The following is a 25,496-nucleotide window of genomic DNA, read 5'->3' as shown; positions in this document are numbered from 1 at the left end:
CTTAGCTGTTTCTTGGCCCTATAGCCTAGGTCATTGGCCGCCTAGAGTGAGGCCTTCATTCACGCAGACCACTCGCCTTGCGTCGGGGCCCAAGCACCCGCGCGCCGCCTTTCGCCAAACATCCACAGGCGCATCTTTCACCAACCACTCCGGAGTAGCCCATGAGCCAACTACGCTTGCCGTTTTCCACCCTGTCTCCCGCCGCCTACCAGGGGCTGGTCGCGACCAGCCAGGCGTTGGCGCACAGTCCCCTTGGCCTCGAACTGGTGGAGCTGATCTATCTGCGCATTTCCCAGATCAATGGCTGCGCCTTCTGCCTGGGCAAGCATGCGCAAACCCTGCGCGAGCAGGGCGTCGCCCAGGCCAAGCTCGACCGCCTGGCCGGTTGGCGCCTCAGCGAGCTGTTCGACGCTCGCGAACGCGCCGCCCTGGAGTGGGCCGAGACCCTGACCTCAGTCGCCGAAAAGGGCGCACCCGATGCCCTCTACGAACCGCTCAAAGCGCACTTCACCGACGCCGAGATCTCCGACCTGACCCTGGTGGTGGCGCTGATGAACGCCTTCAACCGGCTGGCGGTGGGGATGAAACTCTAAGAAGCCACTCGTCCGTATTCGGGGCTTGGAACGGGTCTGAGGTTCTGCAGCCAAGTCAGGCGACCCGATATTCGACCGTCAGATGGGTGACCTCATGTACCGACAGCAGACGGCTGCGGACGTCGCTGGCGCCGCCCGCAGCCGGACCGCTCACGCTGACGATGGCGGCGCGGGCTTCTGGCCCTACGCGCCAGACGTGCAGGTCGGTAATCACCAGCCGGTCGCTGCCGGCGAGCAACTCGCGGATCTCGTCGGCGACCTGGGCGTCGGTCCGGTCCAGCAGCACGGCAGCGGTATCCTTCAGCAGAGACCAGGCCCAGCGGGCGATCACCAGGGCGCCGACGATGCCCATTACCGGGTCCAGCCAGACCCAGCCGAGCAGCTTGCCAGCCAGCAGGGCGACGATGGCCAGTACCGAGGTCAAGGCATCCGCCAGCACATGGACATAGGCCGACCTCAGGTTGTTGTCCTCGCCATGGCTGTGACCGTGATCATGGTGGTGATGATGACCGTGGCCATGTCCGTGATCTTCTCCCGCACCGCCCGTCAGCAGCAGGGCGCTGATCACATTGACGATGAGGCCGACGATGGCGATCAAGGTAGCTGTGCCGAATTGCACCTGGGTCGGCTCGAATAACCGGATCACCGATTCGCCGCCGATGCCCAGCGCCACCAGGCCCAGGATCAATGCCGAGGCGAAGCCACCGAGATCCCCGACCTTGCCGGTGCCGAAGCTATAGGCCGCATCTTCGGCATGACGGCGGGCGAAGGCGTAGGCCGCGGCAGCGATGCCCAGGGCGCCCGCATGGGTCGCCATGTGAAAGCCATCAGCCAGCAGCGCCATGGAACCGGTCAGATAGCCAGCGACGATCTCGACCACCATCATCACCAGGGTCAGCGCCACCACCGCTAGGGTGCGGCGCGCATTTCGATCATGGTCGGCGCCCAGAAAGTTATGGCTATGACCATGGCTGAGATCCAGGTTGTTCATCTCCACCTCACTTACCATAGCGGCGAATGGCTTCGAGTAGCTGTTCCACCCCTTCAGCGCGCTCTTCGTCGCTCAGGCCGGGGCGGGCGACATGCTCCCGGGCATGCTCCTCGACGATCTCTTCGAGCAGCCCATTGAGGGCGCCGCGGGTGGCCGCCACCAGATGCAAGGTCTTGGCGCAGTCGGCGTCCTCCTCCAGCGCCCGTTCGATGGCCTGTAGCTGGCCGGCGATCCGTTTCACGCGCTTGAGCAGGTCGTCCTTGCTGGCTTTCATATGTGACATAGCATACCCCCCTATCCTATATGGTATGCACTATAGGGCGATCGGCGACGCGGTGGAAGTGGCGGCTTGGCGAACTCTGGGCGAGTGCCCACGCAAGCTGGCAGCCCACCTTGCAAATCTCCATGCGACGACCGTGTGTCGGCCCGCTGCCTCCAATTCTTCTGCTGCCATGGCCGAACGTCAGTGCCCCTTAAGAGGATGTTAAGTATCGCCCCCCTAGGCTCCAGAAACCCGGCTGAACGTATCGGCCTGTTTTCAGGAGAGAAGCGCATGAGCAGCGGACGTTCGAAGACAAGCAAAGGGTTGATGCGCGGGGGCTTGGCCTTGTTGGCCTGCACTTATGTGAGCAGCTCTTTCGCCGAGATGACGGTAATCAAGGGGGAGGGAGGTGCTGCGAACGCCACTTCCGCATCGGTGTATTTCAATGCCGGCGTAAACGATCGCTCGATCAGCTCCCTGCTGGCTGCCCTGACTGACATCTCCACGAAGTACCCTGGCATCCAGAACGTCAATCTCTATATCAATAGCGGCGGCGGCAGCATGGAAGCGGGTTACGTCGCCTATGAATTCATGCGCCGCTATCCCCTTCATGTGAATGCCATCAATACGGCTTTCACGGACTCCGCCGCAACGCTGCTCTATTGCGCCGCGCCAAGCCGCTATTCCGAACCGCTCTCGAGTTTCCTCCTGCATCCCGCTGCGGTTAGCGTTCCCCTGAATGGCTACTTGAAACCTGACCAGGCCAAACAGGCGTTCGAGGATGCGGAGCGGGAGAACCTCAAGTTCAGCGAAATCTACAAAGGCTGTCTCAAACTATCGCCAGACGACCTCACCACGCTGCTGTCCTCCGAAAGCAACAGAAAGCGTCTGGGCTACGAGGAGGCCAAGAAGCTGGGCTTGATTACCCAGGAGCGCGATCAGTTACCCCACACGCCCGACCAGGCCACCTACTTCATCACCGATGGCGCCGGCAGATGACTTCAGGCCGGGCGGTGAGGCCAGTCGCTCAGCGGTCGGCGCCGGGCAGTGCCTGCAAGGCTCGGGTCAATTCGGCCGAAGCCCCGTAAAGCGGTACCTGGCCGCGCATCAGGATCTGGGCGCTGCGTCTATAGGCGGCGGCCTGGATGTCGAGCCCTGCGTCGCCGTGCCGGGCGGTGACCAGGGTATCCAGCAGGCCGGCTGGATTCTCGAGGCTGACCGGTATATCGGTATAGGTCTGAGTCGGGGCTGGGACGCCTGCGGCCACCTGAAACGCCGTGCTACCCGGCAGCAGGCAGGCCGCCGCCAGGCAGCAGCCACCGGAAACCGCCATCGAACCATGGCCGGTTTGGGGCGTGAAATAGCGCACCGCGAGATGGCCGCCGTGCCGCGGCGCCCCGACGATGCAGACCTTGGGGATGGTCTCGCTACGGGCCAGTTCCTCGTGGGTCAGCAATTCCCCGTCGCGCCGCCGCAGCCTCATCCGCAGTCCGGCTTCGATCCACAGCTGCCGCAGCCGCGCCATGAAGGCGGCATCGGCTTCCAGCTCGGCGATGGGCTCCTGGGCGGTCTTGCCCAGACTCGCCGCGGCGATGATGACCATGGGCACGGCTACATCCACGCAGGACACCGCAACACCCTCGATTTCGTCCATCACGGCGCCGGTGGGTAGCAGCGCCCCGGTCTTGCTGCCCACCGGTGACTGCAGGAACAGATCCACCTGGGGAAAGGCCCCCATCACCCCCGGAATCTCGGTCACCACGAAGCGGCCATCCGTCTCCCGAGCCATACGGCTGACCGTGAGCACCCCGGTATTGGTATTGCGGATCTCGATGTCGAAAGCCCCGCTCTCCGGTGCCTCGATCAGCCCACTGTCCACCGCCCATAGCGGCAGGGCCGACGACATATTCCCGCAATTCACGCTCCAGTCGATCTCGCCATGCTCATTGGCCAGTTGCGCCAGCGTGCTGACGATCCGCTGCCCTGTAGCCGTCTCCTCGATATGCGCCAGGAATACCTTGTTGCTGGTCGCCGGCCCCCGCCCCAGCCCGGTGATCTGCCGATTCCCCGGCGCCTCTCCGGTATGGGGAACACCCATCAGATGGCGCAGCAACTCCGCCCGCAGGTGTTCTTGCTGCGGCACCAGCGGCTCCCAGATCACCACGCCGGTGGAGGTGCCCCCTCTCATGTAGTGGACGGGAAGTTCGGGGATGGGAGAGGCGAGCGGGGATGGCTTGGCGTGCATGGACTGCTCCTTTGAACGGATGAGGCGGCCGGCTGCTGCGGAGACTTCGCTCATCTTCGCGCAGGCGGTGGCTCAGGCAGTATGACCATTCCCAACGCACGCATGCGCCCGTTCGGGCTCATTCGCGGCGGTGATCCTGAACAGCAGGCTGAAGGGTCAGCAGGTGTGCAGCGCTACGTCGTTTTCCTTGAGCACAGTCAGTAACTCTTGCGGTGGGGCCGCGTCCGTTATGAGCATGGAAACGCCCTCCAGGGTTCCTAGCTCGACGAGCCCACTGCGCCCGAACTTATAGGCATCCACGGCCAGCATAACCTGGTGGGAGATACCGATGGCGACGCGGGCCAGCGCCACCTCCTGATAGTCGTCGTCGGCCAGACGGCCGTCCAGTTCCACGCCACTCACTGAAATGATCGACAGATCGAAGCGGAAGCGTCTGATGAATTCCGCTGCATCCTCACCGAAGACGCTGCCGTCGGCGTTACGCACGAAGCCACCGGGTACGGCGATGGTGAAGTCGGTCTGGTCACCCAGCAGCGAGGCGGCGCGCAGATTACAGGTCACTATCTTCAGCCCCGAACGCTGGGTCAGGGCTTCCGCGATGGCCTCGCACGTCGTACCGCAATCCAAATAGATCGCCGCGCCATCCTGGACGACGGAGGCCACTCGTTGGGCTATTCGGCGTTTGGCCTCGATCCGATCGATACGGCGCTGACGATAGGTGAGCACGTCGATTGCCGTGGCGAGGGCGACACCGCCATGGTGGCGACGCACGCGTCCGGTAGCCGAGAGGTCGGCGATATCGCGGCGGGCCGTCTGAGTCGTCACCTGAAACCTATCCGAAATCTCCTCTACCGAGACATACCCGGTCGCCTCCAGCAATTGCAGTAGTGCCTGCTGGCGCCGAGCCTTCTTGCCGGAGTCGGCAGCTTCGGCTGGCAGGGGAGGCATGGAGACGAAGGCGCGCATGGTTAACCTCAGTATAGGACCGTTTCGCTCGCGAACAGTATCAAGCAGATCGGCAGGTGCTCTGAAGGCGTTGGTCGCTTCCAGACATAAAGTGGGAAGTTTTATCCAAAAGCGACAAGTGATCAAAAAAAAATTCCGCCCTGATCATTAATGTCTTAAAAACAACAAAAGAGACAGGGATATGTTTCACAAAGCTACGTTTAACTAACTGCCTCGTCCATACGCCAACACCTACAATCGCTCTGGAGAGACACCATGCGCCATCTCGTAAGCCTTCGCCGCACCGCATTGTCCCTTGCCCTGCTGACCTTCGCTGGCTCTGCGTTGGCCGAAACCATCACGGTATACACCGCCTACGAGGAAGACGAGGCCGCAGCCTTCCTGGCCGAGGCGAAAAAGGCGATGCCGGATCTGGATATCCAGATGCTCCGACTGTCCACGGGTGATCTGGTGGCCCGTATCCTTTCCGAGCAGGCCAATCCCCGGCATGACGTGATCTGGGGCATGGCGGCGTCCTCCATGGTCGATCCGCGTATCTCTGCCACCTTGGAGCCCTACCAGCCCAAGGGCATCGACGCGGTACCCAAGCAGTTCCGTGATCCGAAGGGCAAGTGGTTCGCCGTGACCGGCTACATGGCCGCCTTCTGCGTCAACAACGAGCGCCTCAAGCAGAAAGGGCTGCCGATGCCCACCTCCTGGAAGGACCTGACCGCCCCCGCGTTCAAGGGCGAGGTGGTGATGCCCAACCCGGCCAGCTCGGGGACCGGCTACGTGCAGATCGCCTCGTTGCTGCAGATGATGGGCCCGGAAAAGGGCTGGACCTTCCTCGACGCGCTGGACAAGAACGTCGCCCAGTACATCAAGTCCGGCTCGCGGCCGTGCAACGTGGCCTCGTCCGGTGAATACACCGTCGGTATCTCCTACGACCTGCGCGCCATCAAGAACATCGCCGAAGGTTATCCGATCACCATGGTGATTCCGTCGGAAGGCGCCGGTAACGAGCTGGAAGCCAACGGCCTGGTCGCGGCCTCCAAGCATCAGGAAGCCGCCAAGCGCTTCCTGGACTGGACCGTCAGCCCGGCGGCGGCCAACGCCTACTACAAGTGGAAGGCCATCGTGACCATCCCGGGTGGCGAGATGCCGAAGAACTTCCGCGATGCGGGATTGCCGGCCGATGTGTCCAAGGTGCTCTATCCGGTGGACTTCGCCAAGGCGGGGGCCGAGCGTGCCGACATCATTTCGACCTGGCAGAAGAAGTACGAGCGGTAAGCAAGGGCTTCAGGAGGCAGCATGAAACTATCGATTAGCGGCGTGACCAAGCGCTTCGGCAATCTCACCGCCTTGGACGGAGTGTCGCTCGACATTCCGTCAGGCAAGTTCGTTTGTTTTCTCGGCCCGTCCGGCTGTGGCAAGACAACCTTGCTGCGGATCATCGCCGGCCTCGACGAGGCCAGCGATGGCCGCATCGAGGTCGATGGCAAGGATGTGCTCAGCACCACCGCCAAGGAGCGCAACTTCGGCATCGTCTTCCAATCCTACTCGCTGTTCCCGACCCTGACGGCGGCGCAAAACGTCGCCTATGGCCTGGAATGCCGCAACTGGAAGAAGGCGGAAATGGCCGAGCGGGTCGCCGCCATGCTCAAGATGGTGCACCTGGACGCCCATGCCGGAAAGCTGCCGCATCAGCTCTCCGGCGGTCAGCAACAGCGCATCGCCCTGGCACGGGCGATCGCGCCGCGGCCTTCACTGCTGCTGCTCGACGAACCGCTGTCGGCCCTGGACGCCAAGGTGCGCGAGGAATTGCGCACCGAGATCAAGGCCGTGCAGGAAAAGCTCGGCATCACCACCATCATGGTGACCCACGACCAGGAAGAGGCCCTGGCCATGGCCGACCTGGTGGTGCTGATGCGCAACGGGAAAATCGAGCAGGCCGGTACGCCGGATGAGCTCTACGAGCGACCCAAGACGCCCTTCGTTGCCGAGTTCATCGGGCGGATGAACTTCCTCGAGGTGGAGACTGACGAGGCGGGTCGTAGCTGGTTGGGCCAGACGCCGCTGCGTCTGCGTGATGCCGCTGGCAAGGGTCCTTCAAAAGTCTGTCTCCGGCCGGAGCACGTGGAGCTCGGCTCCGCGGAGCGCACCGGCGAGAACGTCGTGGCGGGCCGCGTCACCGACATCTCCTACCTGGGCAATCTCACCCGGGTGACCATGCAACCGGCCACCGGCGGTTCCCCCGTGGTGGCCGAACTGCACGGCCGCCGCGCACCGGTCCGGCTGGACGATCCCATCTCCATGCACCTGCCGATGCTGTCCCTGCGGAGGCTGTCATGAGTAGTGTCGATATCCCCGAGCGCGCCAGTGCGACCCGACTGCCCATGAAGCGTGTCGGCGAGGACCGGCTGGTACGCTGGACGCTGACCGGGGTGGTGCTGGCCGGTCTGCTGCTGTTCCTGGTGATGCCGATCGCCACCATCCTGATCCGCAGCACCGAAACCCCGACCGGAACGGGCCTGGCCAACTTCACCAATGCCTTCGCCAGCGCCCGCTTCTGGGGCCTGATCGGCAACAGCGTCGGCATGGCCGGGCTCACCACGGTGCTGGTGATCGTCCTGGCCTATGGCTACGCCTACGGCCTGCAGCGCACCCTGGTCAAGGGCAAGGGCTTCCTGCGGCTGGTCGCCCTGATACCGCTGTTCGCTCCCTCGCTGGTACAGGGCCAGGGCCTGATCCTGCTGTTCGGCCGCAATGGCGCCATCAACCGCTATCTGGGCCTGGACATCAACATCTATGGCTTCCACGGCATCGTCACCGCCAACCTCTTCTACGCCTTTCCCTACGCTTTCCTGATCCTTTCGGCGGCCCTGGCCATCGCCGATGCGCGACCCTACGAGAGCGCCCGGGTGATGGGCGCCAGCCACTGGCGGACCTTCCGCACCGTCACCCTGCCACCGACGCTCTACGGCCTGGCCGCCGCCTGCTTCGTCTGCTTCACCCTGGTGCTCACCGACTTCGGCAACGCCATGCTGATCGGCGGCGACTTCAACGTGCTGGCCACCGAGATGTACAACCAGGTGATCGGCCAGGCGCAATTCGCCCTGGGGGCGGTGATCGGGGTGGTGCTCCTGATCCCGGCGATGATCGCCAAGATCCTCGAGAAGCGCATCACCCGGCGACAGACCTCGCTGATCGCCCCCCAGTCACGGCCGCTGGAGCCGCGTCCGGACCGCGCCCGTGACCTGGGCTTCGGGCTGTACCTCTATGGCTTCGCAGCCATCATGCTGAGCATCGTCGGCATCGTGGTGGTGACCAGCTTCGTCACCCTCTGGCCCTACAACCTGACGCCGACCTTCAAGCACTACGCCTTCGACTTCGCCGATGGCATCACCCCGCTATGGAACAGCATCCTGATCGCCACCCTGACCGCCACCCTGGGCGTGATCATGGCCGGGCTGGGCGCCATCGTGGTCACCAAGTTCCCCGGCCCGACCACGCCGCTGCTGTCGCTGCTGGCCATCCTGCCCTCGGCGGTGCCGGGCATGGTGCTGGGCCTGGGCTACGTGCTGATGCTCAACAACCCGGTCAATCCGCTGCACGTGCTCTACGGCACCCTGCTGTCGATGGTGATCCTCAACGTCTACTACAACCACAGCCAGGCGTTCCTGATCACCAACACCAGCCTGACCCAGGTGGGCAAGAGCTACGACGAAGCCTCGCGGATGCTGGGGGCCGGGGTGTTGCGCACCCTGCGCAAGGTCACCCTGCCGATCCTCTGGCCGACGCTGCTGGGGGTGTGGGTGTTCTACTTCATGCGCGCCATGGTCTCGCTGTCGGCGCTGATCTTCCTGATCACGCCATCCACCCAGATCGCCTCGGTGGCGGTGCTGCAACTGTCCGACCGGGGCGCCATGAACCAGGCGGCGGCCTTCTCCGTGTGCATCATGGCCACGGTGGGTGCCTGCCTGCTGGTCGTCCGATTGATCCTGCTGCTCGCCGGCGCCAAAGACGTGAAACTGATCCGATGAAAACGACCACGCCCATCAGAGCCATCCTGTTCGACAAGGACGGGACCTTGATCGACTACCACCAGTCCTGGGGACCGACCAATCGCCGGGCGGCAAAGCTCGCCGCCGCTGGAGACAAGGAACTCGAGTCGCACCTGCTGGCTGTAGCGGGATTCGACAACGCGACCGGCCTGACCGCTGCCGACAGCCTGTTCGCTTCCGGTAACACCGAGGAAATCGCGCGCACCTGGGTGAAAGCGGGCTGCTCTTACCCCCTGAACGCCCTGACCCAAACGCTGGATGAGCTGTTCCAGCAAAGTGCCAGGCACGCGGTGCCGGTCAGCGACCTGTTCGCCTTGTTCAAAGAGCTGAACGCACGCGGCATCGCCATCGGCATCGCCAGTAGCGACAGTGAAACCGCTATCAGGTTGATGTTGGAGGTGTTTGGCATCAGCGATTTCGTCGCCTTCGTCGCGGGTTATGACAGTGGTTATGGGTGGAAGCCTGAACCAGGCATGCTCCTGCAATTCTCTGCAGTGGTGGGGATTCCGACCAGTGAAATTGCGGTGGTAGGGGACAACCTGCATGACATGGCAATGGCCGAGGCGGGCGGTGCCGGTCTGCGTGTAGGCGTCTTGAGCGGGACGGGTACTCTCGAAACGCTCACGCCCGCTGCAGACTTCTGTCTGCCCAGTATTGCCAGCTTGAATCTGGATCAACTGGTTTCGAGGCTTTAGCCCCCTCCTGGGGCAGCGCGGCTGCCATCGCAGTGGAACAGCCGCGCTTTTTTATCAGCTGTAATGAGTAGGTCGGGTTTCAGCTGCATGGTTTGCGGTTATTTAGTCTGCTGTTTTCGATTCTAAAGATACAGTTATAGATATGCCTCAAGTCAATAGGCAGACATAACGCTACATCGGCACGGCGGGAAGATAAGATTCAGCAGGGAGCCACAGTGGTCACAGGATCGCTGTAATGGCAGAGGTGGCCCAGACCTCTGTTCAACTTCGATAGGCTCGGTTCCGCCAGGAAAAATGACCACCAACTCAACGGCGGAGTTGGTGGTGATCTCTGAGAAGCGATCTACGGTATTGCCAGTCAGACGAATATCCTCGCATTGAATGCTGTGAACAAAGCAGCATGTACCAAAGAGCAGGTTGGCGGGTTCGCGGTAATAGGCAATGAATGTCGGGACGCGTGCATCGTGCTGAGCACTTACCGGGGAAAGTATTCTGGCGCTCATCGTTGACTCGGTAAGGTATGGGGTTTTACAGCGGTGCTCCACCCAATGCCCAGAAGGCGATTATGCCGAGCGCCGCCGGGCGATAGGCCTCGCTTGCCCGAGAAGTAACAGCCCCACTGCCACGCCAAGGGTAACGGAAGGCATTGGACGATCCTCAATCCGTCAAGGATTTAAAAGTATCACTGGTCAGCTCGGCTATAGCGTGAGGCCGTTCTGGGTGTTTGGGCGATTATCTTTGGTGTCGCGACTGCAAGCGGTTAACTGACCAGGTAGGCATGCAGCTCAGGGCGTCTGCTGTGTGAGTCGCTGCGACAAGGTGCGAGCTATGGATACTGTTCGTGTGCAGCTCGAATGAGTTTATTTGATCTGGGCTAACAATGCGGAGGTGTTTCATGTGGCTAAGACTCATTTGCCTGCTCAGTGTTGCTCTGTTCGCTTCCTGGGCATCCGCAACGACTGAGCCCGAGGAGTGCCGGGTCGTGAAGTTTTCCGATACCGGCTGGACTGACGTTCAGGTCACCACCGCCAGCGCGCGCTACGTGCTGAGTGCCCTGGGCTATCAGGTGGAGGTTCAGCGCCTATCCGTGCCGGATACGCTGCAGGCGTTGGCTGATGGTAACGTCGATGTTTTTCTAGGTACTTGGATGCCAAGTATGGAAAAACGTATCAAGCCTTATCTGGACAACAATCAAATCCAGCAGATTCGAGTGAACCTGGAGGGCGCTAGATATACCTTGGGTGTGCTGCAAAACGTTTACGATGAGGGGGTGAAAAGTTTTGCCGATCTTTCGAAATATGCAGGCAAGTTCGATCACGAGATCTACGGTCTCCAGCCGGGAGGTAACGGGAACAAGCGTATTCAAAACATGATAAGCCAGAATGCCTATGGCCTTGGTGACTTCAAGCTCATAGAATCCAGCGAAAGCGTGATGCTGGCGAATGTGAAACGCAAAGAGCTCTTGAATCAGTGGGTCGTATTCTTGGCGTGGGAGCCGCACCCGATGAATACCCAGTTCAAAATCGCTTATCTTTCCGGTGGAGAGGATGTCTGGGGTCCTAATCTGGGTGCTTCTTCAGTCTATACCAGTACTCGCAAGGACTATGCGAGAAAGTGCCCCAACGTTGGGCGGTTCTTGGCCAATCTTCATTTCACTATCGATATGGAAAATAAACTGTCATCTGAGGTGCTGGACCAAAAGACCAATCCCCGTCGAGCGGTACGCAATTTTCTTAGAGAGAATGGCGCAGTCCTGGATAAGTGGCTGGAGGGGGTGCAGTCAGTATCCGGTACGCCTGGCTCTGCGACCGTGAAGGCCGCTCTCGCCCGTTGAAAACCCCAGTCCCTGACGCCTGATATGTCCGTGGCGCTGGTAAGCCTTTCTATTGTAAAACGCTTTCAGCTCAGGCTTGATGCTGGCCGCCAGTGGGAATGGCGGAGCTTTTCGCGAGGTTGATATGGGACTTTCTTCGAGCGATCAAATGTCTGAAATGCATCGTGCTGTCGAAAAATACATCTTGTCGAAAGACGGAAATCGGCCTTGGCTGTTACGCCAGGCGTTTGCGGCCAACGCTGCCGTAGAGATGGTGGTGCATACTGACAGTATAGCCTTTCCTGCCAATATCTCGAGTTTGGTTGAAATCTCTGAAGTCTTGGTGCGTCGTTTCAATCAGACGTACGAGAATATATACACCTTCTGTATCGGAAGTCCGCCTGAGTCAGGGGAGTTATCCTATAGCTGTAAGTGGATGGTAGGGATGTCGGTCAAGGATTCGGGTGAAGTACGCGCGGGCTGCGGTGAGTACCTCTGGCAACTGGACGCTGAAACAGGCCTTGTTGCTCATCTACGGATTCGCATAGAACTCATGCAGGTTGGGCCGGCGTCCGAGTTGGTGCCCTTGATGGACTGGTTGGGTGGACTGAGCTATCCCTGGTGCACGGCCGAAGAGGCGCTTTTGCAAGCGCCGCCATTGGACAGCCTTGAGCAGGTCACGGAGTATCTAAGACGCTCAGTGGAGTGTTTCCGGACAGGAGCTGACAGCGCTGTTATAACCTGCTCCTGACTCAGAAAGCGTCAGGCCGTGGTCGTGCCGAGCCTCGTCGCGAAGCTCGACAATGCCCGGGTAACGGCGGGACGACGGCTGACGAGTCGCTCGCTCAAAGAGGCGTAATGATCTTGCCCTGTCGATCCACGATCACGCCGGGTAAGTCATGGCTGAGGGTATCCGTTTCACGGTAATGCACGACCGAGCGTATCGCTTCGCCGCGCTTGAGGAGGTCGAAAGCGACATTCAGCGCGTCGTGCCCCATGTTGTGGGTGATATAGGGATCGACATTGATCTCGCCCCGTAGCCATTCGTCCACCATCTGCGGCAGCCCGGTACGGCCGAGTACTCCTCCGAAGGCCGATCCCCGCCAGACCCGGCCCGTCACCAGCTGGAAGGGACGGGTGGCGATTTCCTCGCCCGCCCCGGCCACACCGATGATGACGCTTTCACCCCAGCCCTTGTGGCAGCATTCCAGTGCAGCGCGCATCAGCTTGACGTTACCGACGCACTCGAAGGAAAAGTCCACGCCGCCGTTGGTCATCTCGACGATGACCTGTTCGATGGGCTCCTTGAAGTCCCGGGGATCGAGGCAATCATGCGCGCCCAGTGAGCGCGCCAGCGCGAACTTGGCTGGGTTCACGTCGATGCCGATGATACGGCCCGCTCCCTGCAGTACCGCGCCCTGGATCACTGCCATGCCCACCGCCCCCAATCCGAACACGGCCACCGTGTCGCCGGGACGCACCTTGGCGGTATTACGCACCGCACCAATTCCGGTAGGAATGGCGCAGCCCATGATCGAGGCCTTGGCGAGCGGGGCGTCACGGCTGATCTTGGCCACGGCGATTTCCGGTAGCACCGTGTATTCGCTGAAGGTGCTGGTGCCCATGTAGTGATAGATCGTCCGCCCCTTGTAGGAGAAGCGACTGGTGCCATCGGGCATCAGGCCCTCACCCTGGGTCTTGCGGATGCTCTGGCTGAGATTGGTCTTACCGGACTTGATGTAGGGACAATTCGGATCTTCGGGCGTATAGAGGGGGATCACATGATCGCCCGGTTTTACGGAGGTCACTCCGCGCCCCACCTCTTCGACGATGCCGCAGCCCTCGTGGCCCAGAATGCAGGGAAACTTGCCTTCGGGGTCGCGTCCCGAGAGGGTAAAGACGTCGGTGTGGCAGAGGCTGGTGGTGACGATACGCACCAGTACCTCGCCGTCCTTCGGTCCCTCCAGATCAATTTCTTCGAACTCGAGAGGTTGGTTAGGTGCCCAGGCAATGGCTGCTCGTGTCTTCATGGCGCTTTCCTGTAAGTGTTATAATGTAACGATATTCAGCTTACCGATTGCCTGTGAGGAGGAGCGAGGCCAGGAGCGGACCTTGGCGCGGAACGACGGAACCTTGTCCGTTTCTGCGCCCTAGGCTCTGCTCGGCCAAGGGTATGGATACTCGACGGAGCTACCGGACGCAGCGCGTCGATGTCGTCATCTACCCGGGCTTCAAGGCGCTTGAGGCAACCAGCGCCCTAACGGTCTTCGAGTACGCCAACGCCAAGCGGCTGGAGGTTGGCCTGCCGCCGGCCTACGAGCTCCGCCTCTGCGCACCCGAACCCGGCATGATTCCGTCGGATACCCAGATCGTGCTGGAGGCCCGGTACGGTCTGGCATTGGGAGCGGACATCGCCTTGATCGTCGGCGCGCGCGACATCGACCGGGCCCTGGCCGAGCAACCGGGTCTGGTCGACTGGAGCCGACGTATGGCCCAGCGGGCCGCGACCCTGGTAGGAGTGTGCTCGGGTGCCTTCTTCCTGGCCGAGGCGGGGCTGCTGGACAGCCAGCGCGCGACTACCCATTGGCGCCTGTCGAGCTGCCTGGCCCAGCGTTATCCGCGTATTGACGTCGTCGAGGACGCCATCTTCCTGCAGGCTGGACACCTTTGGACCTCGGCGGGCGTCACGGCGGCGCTCGACCTGGGGCTGGCGTTGGTCGAGCGGGACCTGGGCCTGGATGTGGCCCTGGCGGTGGCGCGGGACCTGGTGGTCTACCTGAAGCGCCCGGGCGGGCAGTCGCAATTCAGCCACTTCCTGCACAGCCAGATGACCCAGCATGCGGGGGTACGGCAGCTACAGGAATGGATCCTGAGCAACCTCGACCGGCCCCTGAGCCTGGCCGTCTTGAGTGACCGAGCGGCCATGAGCCCCCGTAACCTGGCGCGGGTCTTTCGCCGCGAGACCGGCTGCTCACCGGCGGAGTTCGTGGAGCGAGGGCGCATCGAGCTGGCGCGAAGGCTGCTGGAAGACGGCGAGGCGCCGCTCAAGCAGCTCGCCCAGCGCTGCGGATTCAGTTCCGACGACCACCTGCGCCGGGTATTCCAGCGGCAGCTGGGCGTCACGCCCAGGGCCTACCAGCAGCGTTTCGGGCGAGGAGGCGAGGCGACGAAGAAGCTCATCGATCCTTCATCTGGACGCGTATCGGCGCGGCTGAAGCGCTCCAGGTGAAAGGGGTACCCATACCAGCCAAACAAGAACGCCCCAACCTCACGGCCGGGGCGTTTCTTTATCTAACTCAACTACCCAATCAAACCGCCGCGCTGCGTTCCTTGATCTCCTGGTGCAGGATGCGGTCGTTCTCGGAGTAGTCCACCGGGCAGTCGATGACGTGGACGCCGGGGGTGTCCAGGCAGTGCTGCACCAGCGGGGCGAAGGCCGCGGCGCTTTCCACGCGGTGGCCCTGGGCGCCGTAGCTTTCGGCGTAGCGGACGAAGTCCGGGTTGCCGTAGTCCAGGCCGAAGTCCTCGAAGCCCATCTGCGCCTGCTTCCAGCGGATCATGCCGTAGCCGTCGTCGCGCAGGATGATGACTACTAGGTTCATCTTCAGGCGCACCGCGGTTTCCAGCTCCTGGCTGTTCATCATGAAGCCGCCATCGCCGCACACCGCCACGATGGGGGTGTTGGGATGGACCAGGCGCGCGGCCATGGCCGAGGGCAGGCCGGCGCCCATGGTGGCCAGGGCGTTGTCCAGCAGCACCGTGTTGGGCATGTAGGCCTTGTAGTTACGGGCGAACCAGATCTTGTAGATGCCATTGTCCAGGGCGACGATGCCGTCGGAGGGCAGCACGTTGCGCAGGTCAGCCACCAGGCGCTGGGGATAGACCGGGAAGCGGTCGTCGGTGGCGCCTTCGGCGATGTGGGCCTCGTTGGCTTCGCGGATGGTCAGCAGGCGGTCGAAGTCCCAGGTCGGCTGGACCTCGATGCGCTCCTTGATCTCCCAGATGGCGTTGGCGATGTCGCCGATCACCTCGACCTGAGGGAAGTACACCGGATCGACTTCGGCGGAGCGGAAGTTGATGTGGATGACCTCGGTACCGCCACGGACCATGAAGAACGGTGGCTTCTCGATGACGTCGTGACCGATGTTGACGATCAGGTCGGCCGACTCCAGGGCGCGGTGGACGAAGTCACCGGCGGAGAGGGCGGCGTTGCCTAGGAAGCGCGGATGGCGCTCGTCGACCACGCCCTTGCCGAGCTGGGTGGTGACGAAGGGGATGCCGGTCTTCTCGATCAGCTGGCGCAGGACGCGGGCGGTCATCTTGCGGTTGGTGCCGGCGCCCAGCACCAGTACGGGGCTGCGGGCATTCTCCAGCTTGGAGACGGCGGCAGCGATGGCCTTGGCCTCGGCCACCGGACGGCGGCTCAGGCTCGGCGGGACCGGCAGGCTTTCGGTGGATTCGTCGGCGATGTCTTCCGGCAGTTCCAGGTGCACGGAGCCGGGCTTCTCTTCCTCGGCGAGGCGGAAGGCCTCGCGGATGCGCGACGGGATGGTGTCGGCGGAGGCGAACTGGTGGGTGTACTTGGTGAGCGGCGCCATCATGCGGCACACGTCGAGAATCTGGAAACGGCCCTGCTTGGATTTCTTGATCGGCTTCTGGCCGGTCAGCATCAGCATGGGCATGCCGCCGAGGTAGGCGTAGGCGCCGGCGGTGACCAGGTTGGTGGCACCGGGGCCGAGGGTGGAGAGGCAGACCCCGGTCTTGCCGGTGAAGCGGCCGTAGGTGGCGGCCATGAAGCCGGCGGACTGCTCGTGGCGAGTCAGGATCAGCTTGATCTGCGAGGAGTTGCGCAGGGATTCCAGCAGGTCCAGGTTCTCTTCGCCGGGGATGCCGAAGATGTATTCCACACCCTCGTTTTCCAGGCAGCGAACGACCAGATCGGAGGCCTTCATCATGAGTCTTGTATTCCTTGTTGGGGTAGGGGGCGAACGCCTGAGGCGCCTCTTCATGAGGCGCGGCGGCCACTGTACTCAGGAATGACGAAACATTTCAAAACAAGGCGCGACCGTCTTCCCCAACTGTGACGAATGGTCACAGCGGAAACGATTCACGCGGCGCAGCGCTGCAGTGTCGCGCTGGGCCGCAGCAGCTGGACGCCGGCGAGCAGCAGGCCAAAGGCAGCCACGATCAGGGCCGGTTGCAGGTTGCCGGCGAAGTGACTGCTGGCCGCGCCGAGCAGTGGACCGAGCAACTGGCCGGTGGCGAAGCTGGCGGTGAGGACTCCGGCATTGCGCTGCGGCGTGGTCGGTGCCAGTTCGCGACCGAGCTGCATCACCAATTGCATGCAGGCGAGGAAGGGACCGCCGCAGAGCAACACGCCGAGGAACAGGGCCAGGCTACCCGGCAGCAGGCAGAGCAGTACGCCGGTGGCTTGCAGCCAGAGGGTAGCGATCAGCCAGCGGCGGGTGTCGGTGCCCGGACGGCGCAGGCTCACCAGGACCACCCCCAGGGCCGCGGCCAGGCCGTAGCCGGGCCAGAAGAGGTCGGCCTGCCATTGGCCATGGAAGCGGCTGGCCGCCATCTGCGAGAGGAAGGTGGCCGGCAGGATGTAGCCGACGCCTACCAGGCCGTAGGCCAGGATCAGGCGATTGAAGGCCGGCGAACGCTTGGCCGGTGCCGTGGCGGCGGTGGGTAGCGGGGTGGCGGGACCCCGGCGCGGCAGCAAGGGCAGCAGCGCCAGGGTGGCGACGCTGGCGAGCAGGCCATAGCTCAGCCAGAGCTGGCTGGAGCCGCCGCCCAGGCGATTACTGACCAGGGCCATGAGGCCACTGATGAGGATGCCCACCCCGGGACCGGTGAAGACCAGGGCGCCGAGGCGTGGCCGTCCTGCTTCGGCGGCCAGCGGCTGGCTCAGGCCGGTCACCATGACCAGCACCCAGGCGCTGGCCAGGCCGGTACCGAAGCGCAGCAGCGCCTGGGCCGCCAGGCCATCGGCCAGCAGCGAGGCCAGGGTGAGGCCGGCGCAAAGCCAGAGGCCGCCCACCAGGCGCGCATGGGTACGGCGAGCGAAGAGGGCGTCCAGGGCGCCGAGCAGATAGCCCAGATAGTTGGCCGCGGCCAGCAGGCTGGCGCCGGTGAGATCGATCTGGCCTTCGGCGATCAGGTGGGGCAGGGCGGGGGTGAGGGCGAAGCGGCCGATCCCCATGGCGGTGGCCAGGGCCAGCAGGCAGGCCAGCAGACGGGTAGTGGCGGTCATCGAGAAGACTCCGGACGAGAGTGAATGATGACAGCCTAGGCCTTGAGGTTGATCAATAAAAACGAATAATAGAGAAATAGATGTTCAGCTAAACAGAAAGGTGGCAGTCATGGAGTTCGCCGAGCTAAGAATTTTCCAGGCAGTGGCCGAAGAGGGCTCCCTGGTACGGGCCGCCGAACGGCTCAACCGGGTACCGTCCAACCTCTCCACACGCCTGCGGCAGCTGGAAGAAAAGCTCGGCGTGGAGCTGTTCCTGCGCGAGCGTCAGCGGCTGCACCTGACCGCCGCCGGCCACCGCCTGCTGGACTACGCCCATCGGTTGTTCGCCCTGGCCGACGAGGCGCGCAGCGCGGTGCAGGATGGCGAGCCGGCGGGCACCTTCGTGCTCGGCTCGATGTTCAGCACCGCGGCCATCCATTTGCCGGGTCTGTTGGCGCGTTATCACCAGCGCCATCCCAAGGTGAATCTGCAGGTGCACAGCGGACCCAGCGGCGAGTTGGTGGAAGGCCTGCTGGCGGGTCGGCTGGATGCCGCCCTGGTGGACGGCCCGGCGCCCGATGCGGCGCTGGAAGGCCAGCCCTGGTTCGAGGAGCGTCTGGTGCTGATCACCGGCTTGGAACTCGGTCCGGTGCGTTCGCCGGCCGACGTAGCCGGGCGCCCGGTGTTCGGCTTTCGCGCCGGTTGCTCCTATCGCCGCTACCTGGACACCTGGTACGCCGCGGCCGGGGTGCCCAGCGGGCCGGTGATGGAGATCGAGTCCTACCACAGCATGCTGGCCTGCGTGATCACCGGTGGGGTGGCCTTGATGCCGGAGTCCATGCTCGACAGCCTGCCCGGCCGCGAGCGGGTGCAGCGGCACGAGATCCAGGCGCGCTTCGCCCGGGCCACCACCTGGCTGATGTGGCGCAAGGGCCGCGAGGGCGCCAATCTGCGCAGCTGGCTGGAATTGCACGAAGGCCTGCCAGACGCCACCCGCGAGGCTGTTGCTTTGGTGTGATGATTGCCCGATCCTAGGCGGCGGACTCCTACCGTCTACCGAGGACGATCATGATAAGAATAGCCATCGTCGGTTTGGGCAAGATCGCCCGTGACCAGCACCTGCCGGCGCTCGCCGCCAATCCCGACTACGAGCTGGTCGCCGTGGCCAGCCGTAACGCCCAGCTCGACGGCGTCGCCCATTATCCCAGCCTGAGCGCCCTGCTCGAAGACGGCCCGGCCATCGATGCCGTGTCCCTCTGCGCCCCTGCGGCAGTGCGCTACGAACAGGCGCGCGAAGCCCTGGCCGCCGGCAAGCACGTGATGCTGGAAAAGCCGCCGGGCGCGACCCTGAGTGAGGTGGAGGCCCTGACGCGCCAGGCCGAGGCGGCGGGCCTTTCGCTGTTCGCCACCTGGCATTCGCGCTATGCCCAGGGCGTGCAGCCGGCGCGGGAATGGCTGGAAGGCAAGCGCATCCAGGCGGTGCGTATCGAGTGGAAGGAAGACGTGCGTGTCTGGCACCCCGGTCAGGCCTGGATCTGGGAGCCGGGCGGCATGGGCGTCTTCGATCCGGGCATCAATGCCCTGTCCATCGTCACCGCCATCCTGCCGCGACCGTTCTTCCTCAAGGAGGCGACGCTGCAGGTGCCGGGCAATTGCCAGACGCCGGTGGCGGCGCAGTTGGCCTTCGTCGACAGCGCCGGGGTGCCCATCGCCGCCGATTTCGACTTCCTGCAGACCGGCCCCCAGACCTGGGACATCCACGTCGACACCGAAGCTGGGCGCCTGACCCTGAGCAAGGGCGGCAGCGAGTTGTATCTGGACGGCAAGCTGACCCACCAGGGACCGGACCGGGAATACGCCGGTCTTTATGCCCGCTTCGCCGAGCTGGTGGCGCAGAACCGTTCCGACGTGGACGTGGCGCCGCTGCGGCACGTAGCCGATGCCTTCCTCTATGGACGACGCGAGACGGTGGCGGAGTTTCACGAGTAGGGCTGCCCTCAATCCGACCCTCTCTCGGAGTGTATGGCCCGGATACCTGTTCGAGGACATGGTGGACAGGTACAGGGGACGGAACGTCCCGCCGTCGCCGTCCGGGTGTATAAATTCAGGCACGCGATGCGGCAGGTGCGCCAGAGCCCGTCATACCGGCCGTTCCTAACTTCGGGACGGATCAGCACGGGCGCGCCGATGAAAGCCTTGCCCGCGTGCGATGCCCTGGGCGCGGCCATGCGCAAGCTGCTGCAGATCGCCTATGGCGTGCTCAAGACGCAGCGACCGTATCAACCACGGCAGGCCCTTTAGCAGACCTGCGGTGAGAGGTGGGAGAGAGGGTATCTACAAGATCGGGCTTCATAGGTGGGGTTGAGCGCAGCGAAGCCCAACTCCCCCTCACCTCAGGCCTCCGCCCGCGAGGCCTCCAGCAGTTTCTCGATCTCCCCGTGCAGCCGCTCGGTAGCCCCGGCGCGGTCGATCCACCATTCGGTGGACCAGACGCGCAGCAGCGTCCAGCCGAGACCCTGGAGGATGGCGCTGCGGGTCTTGTCGCGGTCGCGGGCGGTGGCGGCGCTGTGGTAGGTGGCGCCGTCGCATTCGATGCCGACCAGGTAGTCGCCCGGCCGGTCGGGGTGGACGATGCCTAGGTCGATGCGGAAACGCGACACGCCGATCTGCGGCACCACCTGCCAGCCCTTGGCCTGCAGCGCCTGGGCCACGGCTTCCTCGAAGGGCGAATCGTGCCCTCCCAGCGAACCCTTGACCGCCGCAGCCAGGGCCTGGGGGCCGCGCTGGGCGAATTCCAGGAACAACTTGAGATCCCGTACCGCCCGGGCATTGGTGCGGTTGAGGTCGATCAGCCCCGGATCGAAGGAGGAGAACACCAGCATCTCCCGTCGTGCCCGGGTCACGGCGACGTTGAGGCGCCGCCAGCCGCCGTCCTTGTTCAGCGGGCCGAAGTTCATCGACATGCTGTTGGCGCCCGGCTCGGTGGGACCGAAGCCGATGCCGAGCATGATCAGGTCGCGCTCGTCGCCCTGCACCGTTTCCAGGTTCTTCACCACCACCGGCTCGGCCAGGTCTTCGGCGAAGTGCGCCTCGATCTCCGGGTGCTGCTGGCGCGCGCGGTCGAGCAGGTCGGTGACCAGCCGCTGTTGCTCGCTGTTGAGGGTGATGATGCCCAGGCTGAGACCGGCGAAGGCCGGATCGAGCAGGCGCTTGACCGCCTCGGCGACCATGGCCTGGGCTTCGAGGGCATTGTGGCGGCCCTTGCCCTTGGCGTAGACGCCCTCCACCCGCCGCCATTCCACCGCGCTCGGGCGGATCTCCGGCGCGGGGAAGGTGATGAGCTTGCCGTCGTAGTAGTGATGGTTGGAAAAGGCGATCAGGCTCTCGTGGCGACTGCGGTAGTGCCAGTTGAGGCTGTGGCTGTAGATGCCGGCGCCCAGGCATTCGTCGAGGATGCTTTCCAGGTCCTCGGCGGTATCGTCCTCGCCGGCGGCGCGGTCGAAGAAGCGGGTCGGCGGCATCTGCCGGGGGTCGCCGGCGATCACCACCTGCACGCCGCGGGCAATGGCACCCACCGCGTCCCAGGGGGCGATCTGCGAGGCTTCGTCGAAGATCACCAGGTCGAACAGACCGCCATCCGGCGGCAGGTACTGGGCGATGGACAGCGGACTCATCAGCATGCAGGGTGCCAGCCGCGCCAGGGCGTCGCCCATCTCCAGGGCCAGCTGGCGCAGCGGCTTGTGCCGGCGCTGCTTCTGCAATTCGTGCTTGAGCACGGCGAAGCCGCCACCCTGGCGCGCGGCGTCGTTCTTCGGCGGCAGTTCGCCGCAGAGGCGGGCGCGGATATGGCGTACGGCGAGCTGCTGCAGGCGGTCGTCGAGCCGGCGATAGGCCTGGATGTCGCTCTCGTGCTCGGCGGGGACGAAGTCGCGCAGCAAGGGCTCGGCGTCCAGGGCGGTGGCGGCGAACCAGCGCGCATAGGCGCTTTCGAAGACGGCCGTGAGGTCCTCGGCGGAGCCGACCGTGAGCCGGGCGAGCAGCGGCGCGAGGCCCAGGGCCTCCGCCTCTTCGCGGACGCGCTGCCAGTCGCACCAGGCCTTGAGTCGGCCGGGCTGGCGCAAGAGGGCCGCGGCGGTGCGCACCAGGTCGGCAGCCGGGGTGTCCTCCGCCAATCCCGCCTGCTCGGCGAAGGCCTGGCGCGCCGCCTCGGCCGCGGTGAGGGCCTGGGCGAAGGCACGGCTGGCCGGGGCCAGGGTGGTGTTCTCCGGTTGGTCCTCGGGATGCTGCAACCGGCGCGCCGCGGCCTGGCGCAGGGCCAGCAACTGCTCGGGGGTTTCCGCCAGGGTCGGCAGGGCCGCGTTGAGTTTTTCCGCCAGGGCACGGCGGGCGAGCAGGGCGTCGAGCTCGCTGCCCACGCCCTGCCAGCCGGCGATGCCGGAGAGCGTCGGCGCCAGGTCGTCCAGTTCGGTGAGCAGGGCGCGCTGGCGGCGCAGTTTTGGCAGATCGGCCGCCACGTCGGGCTGGCCCTGGGTTTCGCCCTGGCGGGCGAGGTCCTGGGTGACCTGGCGCTGGGCCCGGGTGGCGAAGATCCAGAAGCGCTGTCCGGCGGCGTCCCAGGCGCCTTCCAGCTGGGTGAGGGCGATGCGGCGACAGGCTTCGGCGGCGTAGGGCACCGACAGCTCGCGCTCCAGCGTTTGATAGTCACGCAGTAACTCCAGGGCGCGCCCCAACTGCCGCTGACGCTCGGCGGCGCCAGGGCCGAAGGCGAAAGCCAGATCTTGGCCAGCGGCGTTCTGCAGCAGCTCGGCGAATTCCAGCAGGCGCCGGGGCGCCACCTGGTCGGCCAGCGGCAGGCCAAGGACGTCGCGCAGGCGTTGCCGTGCCTGTTGGAGTGTTTGTTGGGTCTCGCGCAGCCGTTCGGCGGCGCTGACTAGGGCGTCCTGCCAGGCGTTGGACCAGGGGTGCGCGGGCAAGAGGGCGAAATCCGCTGCCAGGCTGCGACCGGTCTCGGCGTGCAGCGCCAGGCGGCGCACGGCGGTGCGCAGCTCGGCCAGGGCCTCGGCGTCATGGGCATCGGCCTGGGACCAGGCCAGGCGCGGGGTGTCGGCAGCGGCGTCACGCAGTACCCGGCCGATGCTCTGTTGCAGGGTCAGGCCATTGGGCCAGCGCCGGTGCAGGCGCTCCACCACCGCATTGAGGCGGTCGCGCAGGCGCTCCACCTCGGCGGCTTCGGCCAGCCATTCCTCTTCGTCGAGACCGTCGCGGGTGTCCCAGGCGCGCTCCAGCTGCTTGAGCACCTCGGCCTTGGACGCCTTGCTCGAATGCAGTTCTAGGCAGAATTCGCCCAGGCCCTGGGCTTCCAGGCGGCGATAGACCACGTCCAGCGCTGCCCGCTTTTCGGCGACGAACAGCACCCGGCGGCCGAGCGCCAGGTTGTGGGCGATCATGTTGGCGATGGTCTGGGACTTGCCGGTGCCGGGCGGGCCGTCGAGCACGAAGTCCTGGCCACCGGCCGAGGCCAGCACCGCGGCCAACTGGGAGGAATCCGCCGGCAGCGGGGTGAAGAGTTCGGCCGGGGTGACCTGGCGATCCAGCTCGCGTTCGCGGGGAAAGCTGCCGCCACTGAGATAGGCGCCGGATTCCGCGGTGCGCTCCAGCAGGTGGCGCACCAACGGGCTTTCCATGAGCTGGTCGCTGCGTTCGGTGAGGTCCTTCCACATCAGGTATTTGGCGAAGGAGAACTGGCCGAGCAGCAATTCGCCGCTGACCTCGAAGCCAGGCAGGTCGCGCACCGCGCGACGGACCTTGGTCCAGATGCCGTCCACGTCGATGCCGTTGCCATCGCCGGGCAGCGGGCCGTCGAGCCCGGGGATGTCCAAGTCGAAGTCGTGGCGCAAGAGCTCCAGCAGGGTCAGGTTGAAGCGCGGTTCGTCCTCGAACAGGTGCAGGGTGATGCCGCTGGCGGCGCTCTGGCGTTCCAGGCGCACCGGCAGCAGGATCAGCGGCGCGCGATAGTGCTTGGGATCGTCGGCAGCCTTCTTCCAGCGCAGGAAACCCAGCGCCAGGTAGAGGGTGTTGGCGCCGCCCTCGTCGAGATCGCTGCGGGCGCGGCGATAGAGTTCTACCAGGGCCGCGTCCAGCTTGGTCGCGTCCAGCGGGGCGACCACCTCGCCACGGCCCAGGGCGCCGCGGGCGTATTCGTCCTGCAGATTTTCGTGTTCGCGGGCTTCGTGCAGCACGGCATCGCGCCCACTCACCGCCAGGTCCGGCAGCGGTACCAGGCGCAGCGCCCGACCCTCGGCCAGGCGGTCTTCCAGCGCCGCCGGCTCGGGGCAGAGCAGGGGCACGCTGCGGGCATTGTCCGGCACGTGCAGCAGGCGATTGCGGGTGGTGAGGTCGAGCAGCTTGCGCTGCCAGAGCGCCAGGCGGCCGACCGGCGTGGTGGGCGCCGCCTCGACGTCCACGTCGAAGGCCGGCAGCGGCGGGGCTTCTTCCAGGGCTTCGCCCGGCAGCAGCAGGCCGTCCGCCGTGGTAGCGAGTTGGCCGGGCACCGCCAGCGGGCGGATGCGTTGCAGGCGGGCGCGGCGGATGTCCAGGGCCAGCACGAAGGTCTCGTCGTCCAACTGCCGCTCGGCCAGTAGCACCGCCTGGCTGAAGGAAGGCGGTGGCGAGGCGGTGGCCTGGGTGGTCTCGAACACCAGCAGGTCCTTGAGCGCCACCCGCTTGCGCACCGGTTCGGCCTCGTCGGTGAGCAACTGGGCGAATTCCTGGGGCTGCAACCAGACCCCGGCGAAGGCATGGCCGCGGGTGATGACCAGCAGCGGATTGAGCCCGGCCTGTTCCAGCGCCGCGCAGGCGAGCAGGGCGAGATCCAGGCAGGTGGCCAGGCCCCCGTCGAGAATGGCGCCGGGGGTGCGGATCTTCTGGCCCTGGCGCTCGAAGCTGGCGGGCGGCACCGCATAGGTCAGTTGCAGGCCGCACAGCGCCGACCAGAGCGCCGAACTTAGCTCCCAGACGCGACGTCGCGAACCGCCCTCATAGCCATCCAGCGCGGTGGGCTTGCCGGCGCGGCGCAGCACCTCGGCCGCCGCGCCCAGCAGCCGATCCACCGCCGGGTCGTTGGGCATGACGAAGGCCGCCGCCAGTTCCGGCATGCTGTCCACGCCGCCCCACTGGTTGCGCGCCAGCAACTCGACCGGATAGCGCCGCGTCTGCAGGATCGTCTCGCCCTGGTGCACGGTGAAAGTCAGCTGGGCGACCAGGCTTTCCTGCAGGCTGCCGAGCAGGGCGGCGTCGAATTCGAGGTCGCGATCATCGAGATAGAGGGTGCCCTGGGGATCGAGGCGCTCCAGGTGCCAGGTGCGCGGCACCACGAAGGCCGGCTCCGCCGTCACCGTCAGGCTGAGGTCGGCCAGGGGTTCCGCGCCGCTGTGGGTGAGGCGCAATTCGCGCAGCACGGGCACCGCGTTCTGGTGCGCCGCGAAACCGATCTTGCCGGCCAGCACCAGTTCGACATCCACGCTCATCGCCTACCACCCTTGCTTATTGCCTAAGGTAGATGAATGTACAGTAGTGGGAGTGTCGATGCAGCCCATAGCCGGCCTGGGCAAGCGGAAAAAGTCCTTTGGTGACGGGTGGTTGCGTGGTTTGAGC

At 64.6% G+C, this 25,496-nt stretch carries 20 protein-coding genes; 12 read left to right on the top strand and 8 right to left on the bottom strand.

What is annotated here, in order from left to right; genetic code table 11:
- Positions 1-161: 161 nt before the first annotated feature.
- Positions 162-593, top strand: coding sequence for a carboxymuconolactone decarboxylase family protein (locus tag CCZ28_RS09200; RefSeq protein WP_140217546.1), 432 nt, complete (start codon positions 162-164; stop codon positions 591-593).
- Positions 594-648: 55 nt separating this feature from the next.
- On the opposite strand, the gene dmeF is transcribed toward CCZ28_RS09200, so the two are convergent.
- Both dmeF and CCZ28_RS09190 read right to left on the bottom strand, forming a co-directional pair.
- Positions 649-1,584 carry a CDF family Co(II)/Ni(II) efflux transporter DmeF gene (gene dmeF, locus CCZ28_RS09195; RefSeq protein WP_140217545.1) on the bottom strand — a complete coding sequence of 312 codons (936 nt, stop codon included), beginning with the start codon at positions 1,582-1,584 and terminating at the stop codon, positions 649-651.
- A gap of 7 nt (positions 1,585-1,591) precedes the next feature.
- Positions 1,592-1,867 (bottom strand): metal/formaldehyde-sensitive transcriptional repressor, encoded by a 276-nt coding sequence (locus CCZ28_RS09190; protein ID WP_140217544.1) that lies wholly within the window; start codon positions 1,865-1,867, stop codon positions 1,592-1,594.
- A 270-nt stretch (positions 1,868-2,137) separates the two neighbouring features.
- Between CCZ28_RS09190 and CCZ28_RS09185 the strand changes: the two genes are divergently transcribed.
- Positions 2,138-2,845: an ATP-dependent Clp protease proteolytic subunit gene (locus tag CCZ28_RS09185; protein WP_167509225.1), complete on the top strand. Its 708-nt coding sequence runs from the start codon at positions 2,138-2,140 to the stop codon at positions 2,843-2,845.
- Between the two features lie 28 nt (positions 2,846-2,873).
- On the opposite strand, the gene CCZ28_RS09180 is transcribed toward CCZ28_RS09185, so the two are convergent.
- Positions 2,874-4,091: a PrpF domain-containing protein gene (locus CCZ28_RS09180; protein WP_205894652.1), complete on the bottom strand. Its 1,218-nt coding sequence runs from the start codon at positions 4,089-4,091 to the stop codon at positions 2,874-2,876.
- 156 nt (positions 4,092-4,247) lie between these two features.
- The gene (locus CCZ28_RS09175; protein WP_205894651.1) at positions 4,248-5,057 is read right to left on the bottom strand and encodes a DeoR/GlpR family DNA-binding transcription regulator; all 810 of its coding nucleotides are present in this window, start codon (positions 5,055-5,057) and stop codon (positions 4,248-4,250) included.
- Positions 5,058-5,312: 255 nt separating this feature from the next.
- On the opposite strand from CCZ28_RS09175, the gene CCZ28_RS09170 reads away from it, so the two are divergent.
- From CCZ28_RS09170 to CCZ28_RS09140, 7 genes are all read left to right on the top strand, one after another.
- Positions 5,313-6,326, top strand: coding sequence for an ABC transporter substrate-binding protein (locus tag CCZ28_RS09170; RefSeq protein ID WP_140217542.1), 1,014 nt, complete (start codon positions 5,313-5,315; stop codon positions 6,324-6,326).
- A 21-nt stretch (positions 6,327-6,347) separates the two neighbouring features.
- On the top strand, positions 6,348-7,388 hold the full coding sequence (locus CCZ28_RS09165; RefSeq protein ID WP_140217541.1) for an ABC transporter ATP-binding protein: 1,041 nt from the start codon (positions 6,348-6,350) through the stop codon (positions 7,386-7,388).
- On the top strand, positions 7,385-9,079 hold the full coding sequence (locus CCZ28_RS09160) for an ABC transporter permease subunit (RefSeq protein ID WP_140217540.1): 1,695 nt from the start codon (positions 7,385-7,387) through the stop codon (positions 9,077-9,079). Before CCZ28_RS09165 ends, CCZ28_RS09160 begins: the two co-directional genes overlap by 4 nt.
- Positions 9,076-9,795 (top strand): HAD family hydrolase, encoded by a 720-nt coding sequence (locus CCZ28_RS09155; protein WP_140217539.1) that lies wholly within the window; start codon positions 9,076-9,078, stop codon positions 9,793-9,795. The genes CCZ28_RS09160 and CCZ28_RS09155 overlap by 4 nt, the downstream gene beginning before the upstream one ends.
- 341 nt (positions 9,796-10,136) lie before the next feature.
- Complete coding sequence (locus tag CCZ28_RS24920) at positions 10,137-10,304, top strand: methyl-accepting chemotaxis protein (protein ID WP_140221314.1); 168 nt, start codon at positions 10,137-10,139, stop codon at positions 10,302-10,304.
- Between the two features lie 371 nt (positions 10,305-10,675).
- Positions 10,676-11,629: a choline ABC transporter substrate-binding protein gene (gene choX, locus CCZ28_RS09145; protein WP_140217538.1), complete on the top strand. Its 954-nt coding sequence runs from the start codon at positions 10,676-10,678 to the stop codon at positions 11,627-11,629.
- A gap of 79 nt (positions 11,630-11,708) precedes the next feature.
- Positions 11,709-12,359 carry a hypothetical protein gene (locus CCZ28_RS09140; protein WP_346764006.1) on the top strand — a complete coding sequence of 217 codons (651 nt, stop codon included), beginning with the start codon at positions 11,709-11,711 and terminating at the stop codon, positions 12,357-12,359.
- 94 nt (positions 12,360-12,453) lie between these two features.
- Here the strand turns inward: CCZ28_RS09140 and CCZ28_RS09135 are convergent, their stop codons facing one another.
- Entirely contained in the window at positions 12,454-13,638 is a 1,185-nt protein-coding gene (locus CCZ28_RS09135; RefSeq protein ID WP_140217537.1) for an S-(hydroxymethyl)glutathione dehydrogenase/class III alcohol dehydrogenase, read from the bottom strand.
- Positions 13,639-13,781: 143 nt separating this feature from the next.
- Here CCZ28_RS09135 and CCZ28_RS09130 point away from each other — a divergent pair, with 143 nt between their 5' ends.
- The gene (locus CCZ28_RS09130; RefSeq protein ID WP_140217536.1) at positions 13,782-14,837 is read left to right on the top strand and encodes a GlxA family transcriptional regulator; all 1,056 of its coding nucleotides are present in this window, start codon (positions 13,782-13,784) and stop codon (positions 14,835-14,837) included.
- 79 nt (positions 14,838-14,916) lie between these two features.
- On the opposite strand, the gene CCZ28_RS09125 is transcribed toward CCZ28_RS09130, so the two are convergent.
- Together CCZ28_RS09125 and CCZ28_RS09120 are read right to left on the bottom strand one after the other, a co-directional pair.
- Positions 14,917-16,563 (bottom strand): acetolactate synthase large subunit, encoded by a 1,647-nt coding sequence (locus tag CCZ28_RS09125; protein WP_140217535.1) that lies wholly within the window; start codon positions 16,561-16,563, stop codon positions 14,917-14,919.
- A gap of 152 nt (positions 16,564-16,715) precedes the next feature.
- Complete coding sequence (locus CCZ28_RS09120; protein WP_140217534.1) at positions 16,716-17,864, bottom strand: YbfB/YjiJ family MFS transporter; 1,149 nt, start codon at positions 17,862-17,864, stop codon at positions 16,716-16,718.
- Between the two features lie 109 nt (positions 17,865-17,973).
- Between CCZ28_RS09120 and ptrR the strand changes: the two genes are divergently transcribed.
- Both ptrR and CCZ28_RS09110 read left to right on the top strand, forming a co-directional pair.
- The gene (gene ptrR, locus CCZ28_RS09115) at positions 17,974-18,861 is read left to right on the top strand and encodes a putrescine utilization regulator PtrR (RefSeq protein ID WP_140217533.1); all 888 of its coding nucleotides are present in this window, start codon (positions 17,974-17,976) and stop codon (positions 18,859-18,861) included.
- 50 nt (positions 18,862-18,911) lie between these two features.
- Positions 18,912-19,832, top strand: a complete 921-nt coding sequence (locus tag CCZ28_RS09110) for a Gfo/Idh/MocA family protein (RefSeq protein WP_140217532.1) — start codon at positions 18,912-18,914, stop codon at positions 19,830-19,832.
- A gap of 404 nt (positions 19,833-20,236) precedes the next feature.
- Here the strand turns inward: CCZ28_RS09110 and CCZ28_RS09100 are convergent, their stop codons facing one another.
- Positions 20,237-25,369 (bottom strand): DUF4011 domain-containing protein, encoded by a 5,133-nt coding sequence (locus tag CCZ28_RS09100; RefSeq protein ID WP_140217531.1) that lies wholly within the window; start codon positions 25,367-25,369, stop codon positions 20,237-20,239.
- Between the last annotated feature and the right edge of the window lie 127 nt (positions 25,370-25,496).

This window comes from Pseudomonas oryzihabitans (genome assembly GCF_006384975.1).
Lineage (GTDB): Bacteria > Pseudomonadota > Gammaproteobacteria > Pseudomonadales > Pseudomonadaceae > Chryseomonas > Chryseomonas psychrotolerans_B.
The sequence above is the reverse complement of the archived record's forward strand: the minus strand, read 5'-3'. Positions and strand labels throughout refer to the sequence as shown.